Genomic DNA, 13,475 nt, shown 5'->3' with positions numbered 1-13,475 from the left:
CCTCATGCAGGCATGGCGAGTGCACCGGAACGGCGAGCCGAGCGAGGTGATGGAGCTCGAAGAGACGGACCGGCCCAGTCCCGGACCGGGGCAGGTGCTGCTCGAGGTGCGCGCGGCGAACATCAACTTCCCCGATGCGCTGCTCTGCCGCGGCCAGTACCAGGTCAGGCCCCCGCTGCCGTTCACCCCGGGTGTGGAGATCTGCGGCAAGACGGAGGACGGGCGCCGTGTCCTCGCCACCCCCGCTCTCCCGAACGGCGGCTTCGCCGACTACGTCGTCGCGGACGAGGCCGCCCTGCTGCCCGCCCCTGACGCCCTGGACGACGCGGAAGCCGCCGCACTGCACATCGGGTACCAGACCGGCTGGTTCGGACTCCACCGCCGCGCGCACCTGCAGGCGGGCGAGACGCTGCTCGTGCACGCGGCGGCGGGTGGCGTCGGCAGCGCCGCCGTCCAGCTCGGCAAGGCGGCCGGCGCCACGGTCATCGGAGTGGTCGGCGGACCTGAGAAGGCCGAGATCGCCCGTGGACTCGGCTGCGACCTGGTCATCGACCGGCGGAGCGAGGACATAGTCGCCGCGGTGAAGGAAGCCACCGCGGGACGCGGCGCGGATGTCGTCTACGACCCCGTCGGCGGCGACGCCTACGCCAAGTCCGTGAAGTGCATCGCCTTCGAAGGCCGCGTCGTCGTCGTCGGATTCGCGAGCGGCGCCATCCCCACCCCGGGCCTCAACCACGCCCTGGTGAAGAACTACTCGATCGTCGGGCTCCACTGGGGCCTGTACAACACCAAGGACCCGGCCGCGGTCCGCGCCTGCCACGACGAGCTCACCAAGCTGGCCGCACAGGGCGTCGTCAAGCCCCTGGTCAGTGAGCGGCTCCCGATGGCCGAGGCCGCGCGCGGCGTCCAGTGTGTCGCCGACGGCACGAGCACAGGCCGCATAGTAGTCCTGCCGGCAGGAGGTGCCCGATGACCACCATCGACGCAGCAGAGATCCGTCGGCGTACGCAGGAACTGCTCGCCGCCCATCCGCCGGCCACGACGGACCGTACCGACTTCCTCAAGGCACGCTTCGACGCCGGTCTCGCGTGGGTGCACTACCCCGTCGGCCTCGGCGGACTCGACGCGTCGCGCTCCCTGCAGCCCGTCGCCGACGCCGAACTCGCCGCCGCGGACGCCCCCGACAACGATCCGCGGCGCATCGGCATCGGCCTCGGCATGGCGGCGCCGACGATCCTCGGCTACGGCACCGACGAACAGAAGCAGCGCTTCCTGCGCCCCCTGTGGGTCGGCGAGGAGGTGTGGTGCCAGCTCTTCAGTGAGCCGGGCGCCGGATCGGACCTGGCGGCCCTCGGCACGCGCGCCGTCCGTGACGGCGAGGACTGGGTGGTCGACGGGCAGAAGGTCTGGACATCCAGCGCCCATGTGGCCCGCTGGGCGATCCTCATCGCCCGCACCGACCCAGACGTGCCCAAGCACCGGGGCATCAGCTACTTCATCTGCGACATGACCGACCCCGGCGTCGAGGTGCGGCCGCTGCGCCAGATCACCGGCGAGGCGGAGTTCAACGAGGTCTTCCTCACCGGGGTCCGCATCCCCGACAGCAGGCGCCTCGGCCCGGTGGGTGAAGGCTGGAAGGTCGCCCAGACCACCCTGATGAACGAGCGCGTCTCGATCGGCGGAGCCCGTATCCCGCGCGAGGGCGGCATGATCGGCACGGTCGCGAGGACCTGGCGCGAACGCCCCGAGCTGCGCACCCACGACCTCCACCAGCGACTGCTCACGCTCTGGGTCGAGGCCGAGGTCGCCAGGCTCACCGGCGAACGGCTGCGCCAGCAGCTCGTCGCCGGGCAGCCGGGCCCCGAAGGATCCGGCATGAAGCTCGCCTTCGCCCGCCTCAACCAGGAGATCAGCGGCCTGGAGGTCGAACTGCTCGGCGACGAAGGCCTGTTGTACAGCGACTGGACCATGCGCCGCCCGGAGCTCGTCGACTTCACCGGACGCGACGCCGGCTACCGCTATCTGCGCTCCAAGGGCAACTCCATCGAGGGCGGCACGAGCGAGGTCCTGCTCAACATCGTCGCCGAGCGCGTCCTCGGTCTGCCTGTCGAACCGCGCAACGACAAGGATGTCGCCTGGAAGGATCTCTCCCGATGACCGCACAGACCGAAGCAGCCCACGCTCCCGACCTGCTCTACTCGGAGACCGAGGAGGACCTGAGGTCGGCCGTGCGCTCGCTGCTCGCCGACCGGGCCGACGCGCCGATGGTCATCGCCGGTATCGAGTCCGACACGCCGTACGACCTGCGGCTGTGGGAATCGCTTGCCGCCGGCATCGGGGCAGCGGGACTGCTGGTGCCGGAGAAACTCGGCGGACAGGGGGCCTCCCACCGCGAAGCCGCCGTGGTCCTGGAGGAACTCGGCCGCAGCGTCGCCCCCGCCCCGTATCTGACCAGCGCCGTCGTAGCCACGGAGATCCTCCTCGCGCTCGACACGCAGGACGGTCCGGTGGGTGAACTGCTCGGCGACCTGGCGGCCGGCCGCAAGGTCGCCGTCCTCGCCCTGCCGTTCGCCACGCCCGCCGCCGATGCCGCCGCCGCGATGACCGGCACCCTCGACCGGACGGTGACCGGTGTCGCCGAGGCGGTGGCCGCCGATGTGCTGCTGGTTCCCACCGCCGAGGGGCTGTACGCCGTCGACAGGGCCGGTGACGGCGTCACCGTCGAGTCGCTCGTTCCGCTCGACCTCACCCGTCCACTCGCCACGGTCACCCTGGCCGGGGCTGCCGGTACCCGACTTGCCGAGGCCGGGCCCGCGGCCCTCGCCGTGGAGAGGGGGCTGCTGTCCGGAGCCGGACTCCTCGCCTCCGAGCAGCTCGGCATCGCCGAGTGGTGCCTGACCGAGACGGTCCGCCACACCCGCGAACGCCACCAGTTCAACCGGCCGGTGGGCTCGTTCCAGTCTCTCAAGCACCGGATGGCGCAGCTCTGGCTGGAGGTCGTCTCCGCGCGCGCGGCGGCCCGCAACGCCGCGGACGCGCTGGCGGCCGGCAGCCCCGATGCGCCGCTCGCGGTGGCCGTGGCCCAGGCCTACTGCTCGAAGGTCGCGGTGCACGCGGCTGAGGAGTGCGTCCAGCTGCACGGCGGGATCGGGATGACCTGGGAGCACCCGGCACACCTCTACCTGAAGCGGGCCAAGGCCGACTCGATCGCGTACGGCACGGCGGGGCGCCACCGCGAGGCCGTCGCCGAGCTGGTGGAGCTGGCCGCGCCGTAGGGCCTCTCGTCCGGTTCGCACCAGGAGTGGGGGCGTCCGGATCACACCAGGAGCGGGGGTACGTGCTCACGTACCCCCGCTCCGTCGTGCCCGGCCCAGGTCTCCACCTGCCCCGATCGCCTGGGTAACAGCAGACGCAGCGCAGTCGACGGGCGGACGACGACGGGTCCAACTCTTGGCAGGTACCTGCCGTTCGAGTCGCTCGCGGCCCCATACTCGTCGCGTCCACCCGCCCGCTCTGCCCGCTCACCGCTTCAGGGAGACCCCATGGCACACCTGACCCGCCGCAGAGTCGTCACCACAGCCCTGGCCACCGCCGCCGCGGGCGCCTTCATCCCCGCCCAGTCGGCAGCAGCGGCGCCGGCCGTCCCCGCCGGCCGCCCCCACGGCCCGCGTCCCCTGACCCAGGCCCACGCGCACAACGACTACCTGCACCCGCGTCCCCTCCACGACGCGCTCGCGCACGGGTTCACCAGCGTCGAGGCTGACATCTTCCTCGTCGACGGCGAACTCCTCGTCGCCCACGAGGAGGCCGGCCTCGACCCCACCCGCACCCTCACCTCGCTCTACCTCGACCCGCTGCTGGCCCGGGTCAGGGCGAATCACGGCTCGGTGTACGCCGGATACCGCCCCCCGCTGCAGCTGCTGATCGACATCAAGACCAACGGCGCCGCCACCTACCTCGCACTCGACGCGGTGCTCCGGCGCTACCGGCAGATCCTCACCCGCTTCAGCCACGGCAGGGTCCGCACCGGAGCGGTGACGCCCGTCATCTCGGGCGACCGCGCCGCTCGCGTACCGATGGAGGCGCAGAGCACGCGCTACGCCTTCTACGACGGCCGGCTCGACGACCTGGGCACCGCGGCCCCCGCCTCCTTCATCCCGCTCATCAGCAGCAACTGGACCCAGAGTTTCAGCTGGCTGGGCACCGGCCCCTTCCCCGCCGCCGAACGGGACAGGCTGCGCACCCTCGTCTCCACCGCCCGCGCGAGCGGTCAGCGGGTCCGGTTCTGGGCCACGCCCGACCTGGCGGGGCCGGAGCGCGACGCCGTGTGGACGGAGCTCCTCGCCGCCGGCGTCGACCATCTGAACAGCGACGACCTGGCGGGGCTCGAAGCCTTTCTCCGCCACCGTGACCGGGACCGCCGCACCGGCCACTGACCGCTTCTCGGAAGGCGGCTCCGGTCACCCTGCGTCAACACCCGTTCGGCGGACACGCCAGTCCGCCGGATGGCCCCTCCGCTGCGCCACACTGGCGGCCGAATGCCGCAATTCCGGCGCGGCGGAGGAGGTTGGCCATGGCCATTTCGATCTCACTGGTGCTGCTCCTGCTGATCCTTGCAGTGATCTTCCTGCGCAACGGAGGACTCAAGGTCTCGCACGCGATCGTCTGCGCCCTGCTCGGCTTCTTCCTCGCGGGTACGAGCATGGCGCCCACCATCCACGAGGGGATCGCCGCCACCGCGAACGTCGTCAGCGGTCTGAAGCCCTGACCCCACGCACCGTCCGGGTGCGGGAGAATGGCGGCTGATCGTGGCAGAGCGCCGCACCGGACCAGTGAGGGAACGCAGCAATGTCCTTTCCGCCACCCGGACGGCAATCGGGCGCCGCCCACCACGAGTACTGCAACACGGCCCTCTGCTGCCGCTGCCAGCAGCGGCAGTGGACGACGAAGCTGGGCGACGAACGCCTCTGCGGTCCCTGCGCCTCCTGCTGCCGTGACTGCGGCCGCGCTCCCGCCCCCCACCTGGACGGGCTCGACGACGGCCTCTGCGCCGAGTGCCGCGGTATGTGCGGCCGGTGCCAGCGACAGCTGCCCCTCGCCGGCCCCTGTGTATGCCGCAAGTGGCGCGAGCGGGCCGGCGCCGACCCGGTGAACTACATCCTGCAGGCACTCCCGCAACCGCTGGTCCAGGCACTCGGCCACCGCACCCCGCAGTCCGTCCACGAACTGATCCACCGGGAACTCGCCCGGCGGACCCCCGACCAGCTCCTGGACCGCCTCGAGCGCCGGTGGAACGTCCGCTGGGCGCACGCCCTCCAGGAGAAGGACGAGGACGGCCGGCGCCGCTGGACCGCGCAGGAGGTCGCCGAAGCGCTGCTGAGCCCGGGCCACTGCACGAACCCGCAGTGCGAGGACGGCTACATGGTCACCACCGACACGCCGTGCGGACAGTGCCTGCGCCCCACGCACCGGTTCGTCACCTCCGTGGCCGACCGCACCTCGACCTCGGCCCATGCGAGGGAGACCGCTGCCCAGATCAGACGCGCGCTCCTGGAAGGCCGCTCGACCAAGCCCGGCAAGCCGCGTCCGCCGCGCTGACGCGCCGGTTTCCTCAGGCCTCCGCCCGGACCGAGGCCGCGACGTCCTTGTCCAGAGCGGTCCGCACCAGAGCTGCGGCGAGCACTGCGGGATCCCGGCCCTTCGCCAGCCGTGCCAGCCCGGCCGGCGAGGTGGGCAGGCCCAGCCGCTCGGCGCCCTGGAGCGCCTTCGCGTCGAGGTAGGGGGCCGTCTCCGGCCACACCGTCTGCACCTCGCGCAGGAAGATGTCCGCCCCCGTGGGACCCACCCCGGGAAAGCGCTGCAGCATGGTGCGGAGAGCGCCGGTGTCACCATCGGCGTCCCGGCGGAGGCGACGCAGATCTCCGCCGTGACCGGTGAGCAGCAGGACGGCACCGTCCCCGAGCTGGGTCGCCGTCCGCTCGTCGTAGCGGCGGTACCCGCCCTCGCCCAACGCGTCGACACGCTGCTGCCACGTCGCGTCCGCCATCCGGCGCGGGGTGCGCATCCCGTGCGCGTACAGCGCCCGGGCCGCGGCCACCGCCACCGAGGCGCGGATACGGGCGCTCAGCAGGTCGCTCAACACGAGGAGCCGGTACAGGGGCTGAGGGGTGTCGCGCAGCCGGATACCCGCCTCGTCCGCGTACGTGGTGCCATGCAGTTCCAGCAGAGCGTCCAGCGTCGCGCGGTCACTCATGTGAAGCCGAAGATGCGCGCGATGAAGTACCCGGCGACGACGGCGGAGCCGAGCAGCACCACTGCGGCCCAGAACGCTGGATGCTCCCAGATGCCGCCGTCCGCACGTTCGACGTGTGCTTCGCTGATGCACCCTTCACCGGGCGGCGTTTCGCCCGGGGGCATGCGGGTGCGCGCGGATGCCAGGGAGACCGGGGGAGTGTGTGAGATAGCCATACCTCCACGATCCCCCCGCAGTGCCCGCCCCGCATCGCAGGTCCTGGAGGGGCGCGGGTACCTCCGTACGGAGTCTGCCTGCCCTCCGAAGCGCTGCGGCACCCCGGTTCGGGGCACCGTCAAGGAATGCCTGGAGTAACTGCGCCCGCGCCCGTCATCAAACTCGTGCAGCGCACCACCGAGCCCGCCGCGGCGCAGCTGCTGCGGTCCACCGCCGCGGCCGTCATCGCCTTCGCCGTGGCCGAGGCGGTTCTGCCAGAGCCCCATCCGGCGCCACTGACCGCTCCGCTCACGGCTCTGCTCGTGGTGCAGGTGACGCTCTACGCCACGCTCACCACCGGGATCCGACGGGTGAACTCGGTGGTCGTCGGAGTGCTGATCGCCAGCGGCTTCAGCTCCCTGGTGGGGCTGAGCTGGTGGAGTCTGGGCCTGACGATCTTCACTTCGCTGCTGATCGGGCGCTTCGTCCGCGTGAACGAGTTCGTACCCGAGGTGGCCATCAGCGCGATGCTCGTTCTCGGCGTCGCACAGGTCGCCGACACCGCCTGGGAGCGGGTGTTCGAGACGCTCATCGGGGCAGGGGTCGGACTCCTGTTCAATCTCCTGTTCGCGCCGCCCGTCTGGGTCGAGACGGCGGGCGTCTCCATCGGCGGCCTGGGGGAGCGGATGGGCAGCATGTTCAGGGCACTGGGCGAGGAGATCGGCGGAAACCACCCCGTGCCGGAGGCCGCAGCACGCCTGCACGAAGCACGCAGGCTGGACCACGACATCGTGGAGGTGGACGCCTCGCTGCGGCAGGCCGAGGAGAGCTTGATGCTCAACCCCCGGGTACGGCAGGGGATGCTGTACCGCGTGGTGCTGCGCACCGGACTCGACACCCTGGAGATCTGCGCCGTGGTGCTCCGTGTGCTGACCCGCACCCTGACCGACCTGGCCAAGGCGCGCACGGACGAGTCACTCTTCCCCGAGGACGTCGCCGTTTCCCTGCGTGAGTTGTTCGGACACATGTCGGACGCGATCGAGGGCTTCGCGGTCATGATCACGACCCCGATCGCCGCCAGCGGGGAGGAGGCCGAGGAGCGCCTCGCCGAGGCACTCGACCGCAGTCGCACGACCCGCGACCGGGTGGCGGACCTGCTGCTCGAGGACGTTCAGGAGTACCCGAGGCAGTGGCAGCTGCACGGAGCCCTGCTCGCCGAGATCGACCGCATCCTCGACGAACTCGACATCGGCAAGCGCACGGAACGCCTCGGTGAGGAGCTCGACCGCCACTCCGCGGAAATGCACGAGCGTCATCCCCGTATCCAGTCGGTGCTCCGCCGACTGCGCGGGGCGACGCAGACCAGGCCGCGGGCGGAGGTCTGAGGGGCCTCAGCTTTCCCCGTCCTCGCAGACCTCGGCCAGCCGGTTGAGCATGGCTCGGTGGCGCAGTTGGATGACTACATCGAGGGCCGCGTTGTGCAGCGCGGCGCCCGCGCCCCGCAAGGGGTGCTCGTCGACGATCAGCAGGGTGTCGTCGCCCCACGGGCGGACATCGAACGCGACCCGCGCCGTGCCCAGATGTCCGCTGTCAATCTCGAGTTCCAGGACCCGCGGCGCTTCGCATCGGCGTACGACCGTTTCGTTGTCCAGCTCGAAGGGTCCGATTCGGACCCGGTACGCGATGGTGGAACCGACTTCCGGCCACCGGCCCTTCGCGGGATGGGAGTCGGCTGTGCCGACCACCCACCGGTCGTAGCGCTCCCCGTCGGACAGGACCGCCCAGACCGCTTCCGTGCTCCGCCTGATCAATTTGTGCCGTACAGCCATGAGCTCCTCCCGGCTTCTGGCGTGCGGTCGTCCCTACCCGCACTCCCAGCGTAGGTCGGCCCGCCCGGTCCGGCCTTCTCGCTCGGCGAGGCGGGGCCGGGAGCCGTCGTCGGCGGCACGCCCTACGCCATACGGGTGAACAGGCTCGGGCCCTGTCTCGCTCGGCCGGCAGGCCGCTGCCTGCCACGACGAGCTCACCCCGGCCGGGAGGCGGGGGCATCCGTATCGCGGTTCGTGCGGCGCCGGTGGCTGGTGTCGCACCACGGGTACATCCGGCTCCGCCGGCAGGTGCAGACGGCGACGACGAACCGGTTCGACACGGCCACGCGGCCGTCGGCACACATGACTTCCACGGGCCCTTCGACGAGCAGAGGGCCTTCGTCGTCGACAGAGATCCTGCGGGGACGTTCAGGGGTGTTCGGCACGGATGACCACCAATTCCTCGGTCGTGTCGTTCCGGCCCACCAGGCCCGACTCCCTCAGCCAACGGAGTCTGGACCGCAGCACGGGCCCGAGGGGTACGCGGGCACGGTCGCGCACCTGCGCGTGCAGGCCGGCGTCCGACAGGCGGCGCAGGGTCGCGTCGCTGTCGCACAGGCCGGAGTGGACCATCAGCAGGCGACCGCCGGCACGCAGCGCCGCCGGAGCCGCGGCGCAGACACGGTCGAGGACCGCGCGCCCGTCGCACCCGGCGTCCCATGCCTGCGCGGAACCGCGATCCGGTAGCCGGCCGATGGGGGACGGGACGTAGGGCGGATTGCAGATCACCAGGTCGTAGGACCTGCCGGGCAGTGCGGACAGGAGGTCGCTGCGCTGCACGGTCATGCGGCGACGGTGCAGCAGCGCGTTGAGCCGCGCGGTCGCCACGGCCCGCCACGCGATGTCCACGGCGGTCACCCGCGCCCCCAGCTGTGCCGCGTGCAGGGCGAGCGCGCCACTGCCCGTGCCGAGGTCCAGGACGTCGGTGCCGGGGCCGATCTCCTCCTGGTCCAGTGCCGCCATGAGGAGGCGTGTGTCGTGCTGCGGCGCGTACACGCCGGGGAGTGTCAGCAGCCGGGCCGGACGCATCGGCTTCTCGGTCAGTTCTGCGGACATTCCGAACCCCTTGCCTTCGTGGAACGACTCGGTGGATCCCGCTCCATGTCTCCGCGGATCCCTGTGAGGGAGCGGCTGGATCACACCTTCCAGTCCGCCAGCAGCCGGTCCGCGAGCCGGTCCTCGAGACAGGAGGTCGCGGTGACACCGAAGGCGATGTCGGCCGCCAGTTCCGGTTCGTCGTCGAGCAGCCCGCCGATGACGTCACGGCGCACCACTTGCTCGTGGACCGCGTCCGCCTCGACGTGTTCCGTGTAGAAGAACTCCGCGGCAGGCCCCGCACCCGTTCTCTTCATGGCGTGGGCCAGACGCCGGGAAGCGGGTGAGGAGGTGATCTCGACCGCGGCGAAATGCCCCACCAGGGCCCCGCGCAGCCGCCGGTGCAGGCCGAAGAGCGACATCAGGTTCACCAGGGCCAGCATCTCTGCGCAGCCGTCGTCCAGATACCGGCCGTAGGTGCTGTCGAGACCCAGATCGGTCATGAGGTCGGCGAAGAGCCGGGCGTGGACGCGGTCCGCACGTCCGCCTCCGAACTCGTCGTACTCGATCGCGGCCATGCCAGCCTTGGCCCGTCCGCTCAGCCGTGGCAGCACCCAGGCGTGCGGGTCGGCCTCCTTGAGGTGGTAGAGGGAGCGCTGCACCGCGTAGGCCCGCATGTGCCGCAGCTCGCCCCGGTCCTGCAGGAACCAGGAGACCCCGGTCCCGTGGACCGGTTCCACCAGCAGCCCGGCCAGTACCTCGTCGAGATCGGCCGTTCCTGTGGCGTCACGGCGCAGCGCCGCGAGGAAACGGTCCTCCAGCTCGGCGCGGACGGTGAGCAGACCCGGATCCCACTCCAGCTCCGGCCGCACGCCGGCGAAGCCCCGGTAGTGCAGCTCGTAGCAGACGTACAGAGCCAGATGCAGATCCTCGCCGTACGGATCGGTGTCCCCGGCGGAGCCGGGATCCGGCAGAGGCGCGTCACCGCGCAGAAAGCCGACCACGCCCGCCGACACCGGGCCACGCGTTCGCGGAAGAGAGGGTCCAGTGCGTTGATCGGACATGGGCACCTCCTGCCCCGTCACCTACGGAAACCACACAGGCATCATGATCGACTGTACGCCGGAGGTCCCGCCGCAGCCTTCCGGCGCATGCCGGGCCCGCCCGTCAGGCAGACAATCGGGGAAGGAACGGGAACCCCGTCCCGCTCGAAGGAGCACGCATGTGCGCTGACCGGGATCTCCACGGCGGCGATCCGCCGGACGGTGACGCCGCGGACGAAGTGGACCGCAAGGTCCGGTACGCGCTGGACCGGCTGACGCTGCTGAGCAACGCGGCGGAGGCACTGGCCGGCACCCTGGACGAGGAGACCGGCCTGCGCCGGCTGTGCCACACACTCGTGCCCGGGCTCGCCGACTGGTGCGCCGTCGACCTGGTGGACCGGCGGGGCCGACTGCGCAGGATCGTCGTCGAGCACCGCGACGCCGACCGGCTCTCGCCAGGCCTGTACGAGGGACTCCTCCCGCCGACCGAGGGTTCCGCCGCGGCGGTGGCACGGGCCCTGCAGGACGCCGGCCCGACGCTCCTGACGGACTTTCCGCCGCCGGACCGCGCCGCCGACCCGCTGCACGCGCGCGAACTCGAACTCTTCGACCGCATGACAGCGGACACCGCGGTCGTTGCTCCGTTGCGGACGCGCCGTCAGGTGCTGGGGGTGATCATGCTCGTGCGGACAACGAGCGACGCCCCGCTGGACGAAGACGTGCTCTCCCTCGTCGAGGACCTCGCCCACCGGGTCGCCCTGGCCGTCGACAACTCACGGCTGCACTTCGAGGCCCAGCACACCGCCGAGCGCCTGCAGCGCTCACTCCTGCCCGACCTGCCGGCCGAGGGGCCCGTGGAGCTCGCCGCCCGGTACCAGTCGGCAGTCGCCACGGCGCAGGTCGGTGGCGACTGGTACGACGCGTTCCTGCTGCCCGAGGGCGCCACCGCGCTGATCATCGGAGATGTGGCGGGCCACGACCTGCGCGCCGCGGTGACCATGAGCCAAATGCGCAACATGCTCCGGGGCATCGCCTGCGACCGGAAGGAGCCACCAGGCAAGATCCTGGCGCGGCTGGACGCAGCCACCCACATCCTCTACCCGCACCAGACGCTGACGTGCATCTACGCCCTGGTCGAGAAGCCGGTCGCCGACGGCCCCTGGCAGCTGCACTACGCCGTGGCCGGCCACCCCGCGCCGCTCCTGGTGACCTCGGACGGCGCGACCCGCTTCCTGGACGGCGGCAGGAGCCTGATGCTGGGCGTCGATCCGGACGAGCACCGCCAGGACGACAAGGAGGTGCTTCCTGCGAACTCGACCGTCCTGCTCTACACCGACGGCCTGGTCGAGCGCCGTGACGAAGTGCTGGACCAGGGCCTGGCCCGACTGCGCCGGCACGCCGCGGCACTGGCGCGCGAGCCCCTGGAGACCTTCTGCGACGAGCTGCTCAACGGACTCGCGGCCGCCGGTACGGATGACGTTGCCCTGATCGCGGTCCGTATCGCCGCACCTGCTGCCGGCCCCGCCACCGCCACCGCGGAATGACGACGCCGTCAGCCGGGTGCCTTCCCCCGCGTCCACTCCAACAGCCGGTCCGCCGTCCATGAGGTGATGACACGGTCGGCCGGGACCCCGCACTCCTCCGCCCGCGCACAGCCGTAGATCTGCCAGTCCAACTGACCCGGTGCGTGGGCGTCCGTATCGATGGAGAAGAGAACCCCGGCAGCGACCGCCCGCCTGAGCAGGGGGCGTGGAGGATCGAGTCGTTCGGGCCGGCAGTTGATCTCGACCGCGGTCCCCGCCTCCGCACACGCCGCGAAGACCTCGTCCGCGTCGAACTGCGACTCCGGGCGGGTCCGCTTGCCCACGAGACGCCCCGTGCAGTGCCCGAGCACGTCCGCGTGAGGATTGCGTACGGCCGCGAGGAGCCGCTTCGTCATCGCCGCCGCGTCCATACGCAGCTTCGAATGAACCGAGACGACGACCACGTCGAGGCGTTCCAGGAGCTCGGGCTCCTGGTCGAGGGAGCCGTCCAGCAGGATGTCGCACTCGATTCCGGTGAGCAGTCGGAAGGGCGCCCACTGCTCGTTCAGCTCCGCGACCACGTCCAGCTGACGGCGAAGACGCTCCGGAGACAGCCCGTTGGCCACGGTCAGCCTGGGGGAGTGGTCGGTGAGCACGGTCCACTCGTGGCCGAGTTCCGCCGCGGCCCTGCCCATCTCCGGGATCGGACTCCCACCGTCGGACCAGTCGGAGTGCGTATGGCAGTCACCGCGCAGGGCCGCAAGCAACGGCTCACCCCCCTGGGCGAGCGGCTCCGAAGCTTCCTCCTCCAGCCTTTCCAGGTACCGGGGCGTCCCACCGGCCATCGACTCCCGGATCACTTCCGCAGTCCGGGGGCCGATGCCCCGAACCGACTCCAGGGAGCCCTGTGCCACCCGGTTCGCGAGCTCGTCCCCGTCCATGGCCGTGACCGCATCGGCAGCCGTGCGGAAGGCCTTCACCCGGTACGTGGCAGCCTGGGACCGCTCCAACAGGAACGCGATCCGGCGCAGGGCCGTGGACGCCTCCACGGTCAGAGCCCGGCGGTGTGGTCGGGGTGCCCGTGGGTACGCCGGGCTGCCTTCATCTCCGCCTCGTACAGGTGCTGCCGCCCGGCCAGGAGGTCCTGCCGCACCCGGGCCTCGACCTCCACGAACGGCCGGTAGTAGGTCGTGTTGTACGCCTCGACGACCTGGTAGGTCCAGCAGCCGGGGATGACGTTGCGGCCCAGGATCTCGCGCTCCACGAGGTCTGCGTGGGCCGCGTGACCGGCCGTCCGGAGCAGTTCCACCGCCCGGTCCAGGGTGAGGTCCGCGCCACCGGTCAGCTGATGGAAGTCGTAGAGGCGGCCCCGGGCCCGCTCCACCGTCTCCAGCGCTTCGGTCAGCGCCCCGAGGGCTTCCACGGTGGTGTCCCCTACAGTCGGCGGGCGCACGTGTCCCTCACCGGGCCCGCTCTCCTCACGTGTCTCACGCATGACTACGACTGTGCACCCCTGCCCGCCGACTTCGTCCTGTCGGCGGGCCGATGGGGTGAGGAC

16 protein-coding genes are annotated in these 13,475 nt (G+C 71.4%); 8 read left to right on the top strand and 8 right to left on the bottom strand.

Going from position 1 to position 13,475, the window contains the following annotated elements:
* Nucleotides 1-4 precede the first annotated feature (4 nt).
* The 6 genes from ACFQ6X_RS27700 (at nucleotide 5) to ACFQ6X_RS27675 (ending at nucleotide 5,598) form a co-directional block, all read left to right on the top strand.
* The gene (locus ACFQ6X_RS27700) at nucleotides 5-973 is read left to right on the top strand and encodes an NADPH:quinone oxidoreductase family protein (protein ID WP_383185251.1); all 969 of its coding nucleotides are present in this window, start codon (nucleotides 5-7) and stop codon (nucleotides 971-973) included.
* On the top strand, nucleotides 970-2,157 hold the full coding sequence (locus ACFQ6X_RS27695; RefSeq protein WP_383185249.1) for an acyl-CoA dehydrogenase family protein: 1,188 nt from the start codon (nucleotides 970-972) through the stop codon (nucleotides 2,155-2,157). Before ACFQ6X_RS27700 ends, ACFQ6X_RS27695 begins: the two co-directional genes overlap by 4 nt.
* Nucleotides 2,154-3,275, top strand: a complete 1,122-nt coding sequence (locus ACFQ6X_RS27690) for an acyl-CoA dehydrogenase family protein (RefSeq protein ID WP_383185247.1) — start codon at nucleotides 2,154-2,156, stop codon at nucleotides 3,273-3,275. The genes ACFQ6X_RS27695 and ACFQ6X_RS27690 overlap by 4 nt, the downstream gene beginning before the upstream one ends.
* A 267-nt stretch (nucleotides 3,276-3,542) precedes the next feature.
* Nucleotides 3,543-4,436, top strand: a complete 894-nt coding sequence (locus ACFQ6X_RS27685; RefSeq protein ID WP_383185245.1) for a phosphatidylinositol-specific phospholipase C/glycerophosphodiester phosphodiesterase family protein — start codon at nucleotides 3,543-3,545, stop codon at nucleotides 4,434-4,436.
* A 137-nt stretch (nucleotides 4,437-4,573) separates the two neighbouring features.
* Entirely contained in the window at nucleotides 4,574-4,768 is a 195-nt protein-coding gene (locus ACFQ6X_RS27680) for a hypothetical protein (RefSeq protein ID WP_329204393.1), read from the top strand.
* An 80-nt stretch (nucleotides 4,769-4,848) separates the two neighbouring features.
* The gene (locus ACFQ6X_RS27675) at nucleotides 4,849-5,598 is read left to right on the top strand and encodes a hypothetical protein (protein ID WP_383185243.1); all 750 of its coding nucleotides are present in this window, start codon (nucleotides 4,849-4,851) and stop codon (nucleotides 5,596-5,598) included.
* A gap of 13 nt (nucleotides 5,599-5,611) precedes the next feature.
* Here the strand turns inward: ACFQ6X_RS27675 and ACFQ6X_RS27670 are convergent, their stop codons facing one another.
* Nucleotides 5,612-6,253 (bottom strand): endonuclease, encoded by a 642-nt coding sequence (locus ACFQ6X_RS27670; protein ID WP_383185241.1) that lies wholly within the window; start codon nucleotides 6,251-6,253, stop codon nucleotides 5,612-5,614.
* Entirely contained in the window at nucleotides 6,250-6,468 is a 219-nt protein-coding gene (locus ACFQ6X_RS27665; RefSeq protein WP_383185239.1) for a hypothetical protein, read from the bottom strand. Before ACFQ6X_RS27665 ends, ACFQ6X_RS27670 begins: the two co-directional genes overlap by 4 nt.
* A 126-nt stretch (nucleotides 6,469-6,594) precedes the next feature.
* Between ACFQ6X_RS27665 and ACFQ6X_RS27660 the strand changes: the two genes are divergently transcribed.
* Nucleotides 6,595-7,833 carry an aromatic acid exporter family protein gene (locus ACFQ6X_RS27660; RefSeq protein WP_383185237.1) on the top strand — a complete coding sequence of 413 codons (1,239 nt, stop codon included), beginning with the start codon at nucleotides 6,595-6,597 and terminating at the stop codon, nucleotides 7,831-7,833.
* Between the two features lie 6 nt (nucleotides 7,834-7,839).
* Here ACFQ6X_RS27660 and ACFQ6X_RS27655 read toward each other — a convergent pair whose 3' ends face one another.
* From ACFQ6X_RS27655 to ACFQ6X_RS27640, 4 genes are all read right to left on the bottom strand, one after another.
* Nucleotides 7,840-8,277 (bottom strand): SRPBCC domain-containing protein, encoded by a 438-nt coding sequence (locus ACFQ6X_RS27655; RefSeq protein ID WP_383185235.1) that lies wholly within the window; start codon nucleotides 8,275-8,277, stop codon nucleotides 7,840-7,842.
* 194 nt (nucleotides 8,278-8,471) lie between these two features.
* A complete protein-coding gene (locus tag ACFQ6X_RS27650) occupies nucleotides 8,472-8,702 on the bottom strand; it encodes a CDGSH iron-sulfur domain-containing protein (RefSeq protein ID WP_383185233.1) in 231 nt (76 codons plus the stop codon).
* Entirely contained in the window at nucleotides 8,686-9,372 is a 687-nt protein-coding gene (locus ACFQ6X_RS27645; protein WP_383185231.1) for a HemK2/MTQ2 family protein methyltransferase, read from the bottom strand. The genes ACFQ6X_RS27650 and ACFQ6X_RS27645 overlap by 17 nt, the downstream gene beginning before the upstream one ends.
* A gap of 80 nt (nucleotides 9,373-9,452) precedes the next feature.
* The gene (locus ACFQ6X_RS27640) at nucleotides 9,453-10,415 is read right to left on the bottom strand and encodes an iron-containing redox enzyme family protein (protein ID WP_383185229.1); all 963 of its coding nucleotides are present in this window, start codon (nucleotides 10,413-10,415) and stop codon (nucleotides 9,453-9,455) included.
* Nucleotides 10,416-10,573: 158 nt separating this feature from the next.
* On the opposite strand from ACFQ6X_RS27640, the gene ACFQ6X_RS27635 reads away from it, so the two are divergent.
* Nucleotides 10,574-11,938: a PP2C family protein-serine/threonine phosphatase gene (locus tag ACFQ6X_RS27635; RefSeq protein ID WP_383185227.1), complete on the top strand. Its 1,365-nt coding sequence runs from the start codon at nucleotides 10,574-10,576 to the stop codon at nucleotides 11,936-11,938.
* An 8-nt stretch (nucleotides 11,939-11,946) separates the two neighbouring features.
* On the opposite strand, the gene ACFQ6X_RS27630 is transcribed toward ACFQ6X_RS27635, so the two are convergent.
* On the bottom strand, nucleotides 11,947-12,966 hold the full coding sequence (locus tag ACFQ6X_RS27630; RefSeq protein ID WP_383185225.1) for a PHP domain-containing protein: 1,020 nt from the start codon (nucleotides 12,964-12,966) through the stop codon (nucleotides 11,947-11,949).
* Between the two features lie 2 nt (nucleotides 12,967-12,968).
* A complete protein-coding gene (locus ACFQ6X_RS27625; protein ID WP_383185223.1) occupies nucleotides 12,969-13,412 on the bottom strand; it encodes a hypothetical protein in 444 nt (147 codons plus the stop codon).
* Nucleotides 13,413-13,475: the final 63 nt, after the last annotated feature.

It is taken from the genome of Streptomyces sp. NPDC056452 (assembly GCF_042796085.1).
GTDB lineage: Bacteria > Actinomycetota > Actinomycetes > Streptomycetales > Streptomycetaceae > Streptomyces.
This window is presented reverse-complemented; position numbering and strand designations above follow the sequence as displayed.

What these genes read in the sequence shown, in the direction of transcription:
- ACFQ6X_RS27700 (WP_383185251.1), top strand. Translation starts at nt 5, where the DNA reads ATGCAGGCATGGCGAGTGCACCGGAACGGCGAGCCGAGCGAGGTGATG.
- ACFQ6X_RS27690 (WP_383185247.1), top strand. Translation starts at nt 2,154, where the DNA reads ATGACCGCACAGACCGAAGCAGCCCACGCTCCCGACCTGCTCTACTCG.
- ACFQ6X_RS27680 (WP_329204393.1), top strand. Translation starts at nt 4,574, where the DNA reads ATGGCCATTTCGATCTCACTGGTGCTGCTCCTGCTGATCCTTGCAGTG.
- ACFQ6X_RS27670 (WP_383185241.1), bottom strand. Translation starts at nt 6,253, where the DNA reads ATGAGTGACCGCGCGACGCTGGACGCTCTGCTGGAACTGCATGGCACC.
- ACFQ6X_RS27695 (WP_383185249.1), top strand. Translation starts at nt 970, where the DNA reads ATGACCACCATCGACGCAGCAGAGATCCGTCGGCGTACGCAGGAACTG.
- ACFQ6X_RS27640 (WP_383185229.1), bottom strand. Translation starts at nt 10,415, where the DNA reads ATGTCCGATCAACGCACTGGACCCTCTCTTCCGCGAACGCGTGGCCCG.
- ACFQ6X_RS27645 (WP_383185231.1), bottom strand. Translation starts at nt 9,372, where the DNA reads ATGTCCGCAGAACTGACCGAGAAGCCGATGCGTCCGGCCCGGCTGCTG.
- ACFQ6X_RS27625 (WP_383185223.1), bottom strand. Translation starts at nt 13,412, where the DNA reads ATGCGTGAGACACGTGAGGAGAGCGGGCCCGGTGAGGGACACGTGCGC.
- ACFQ6X_RS27675 (WP_383185243.1), top strand. Translation starts at nt 4,849, where the DNA reads ATGTCCTTTCCGCCACCCGGACGGCAATCGGGCGCCGCCCACCACGAG.
- ACFQ6X_RS27665 (WP_383185239.1), bottom strand. Translation starts at nt 6,468, where the DNA reads ATGGCTATCTCACACACTCCCCCGGTCTCCCTGGCATCCGCGCGCACC.
- ACFQ6X_RS27635 (WP_383185227.1), top strand. Translation starts at nt 10,574, where the DNA reads ATGTGCGCTGACCGGGATCTCCACGGCGGCGATCCGCCGGACGGTGAC.
- ACFQ6X_RS27655 (WP_383185235.1), bottom strand. Translation starts at nt 8,277, where the DNA reads ATGGCTGTACGGCACAAATTGATCAGGCGGAGCACGGAAGCGGTCTGG.
- ACFQ6X_RS27660 (WP_383185237.1), top strand. Translation starts at nt 6,595, where the DNA reads ATGCCTGGAGTAACTGCGCCCGCGCCCGTCATCAAACTCGTGCAGCGC.
- ACFQ6X_RS27685 (WP_383185245.1), top strand. Translation starts at nt 3,543, where the DNA reads ATGGCACACCTGACCCGCCGCAGAGTCGTCACCACAGCCCTGGCCACC.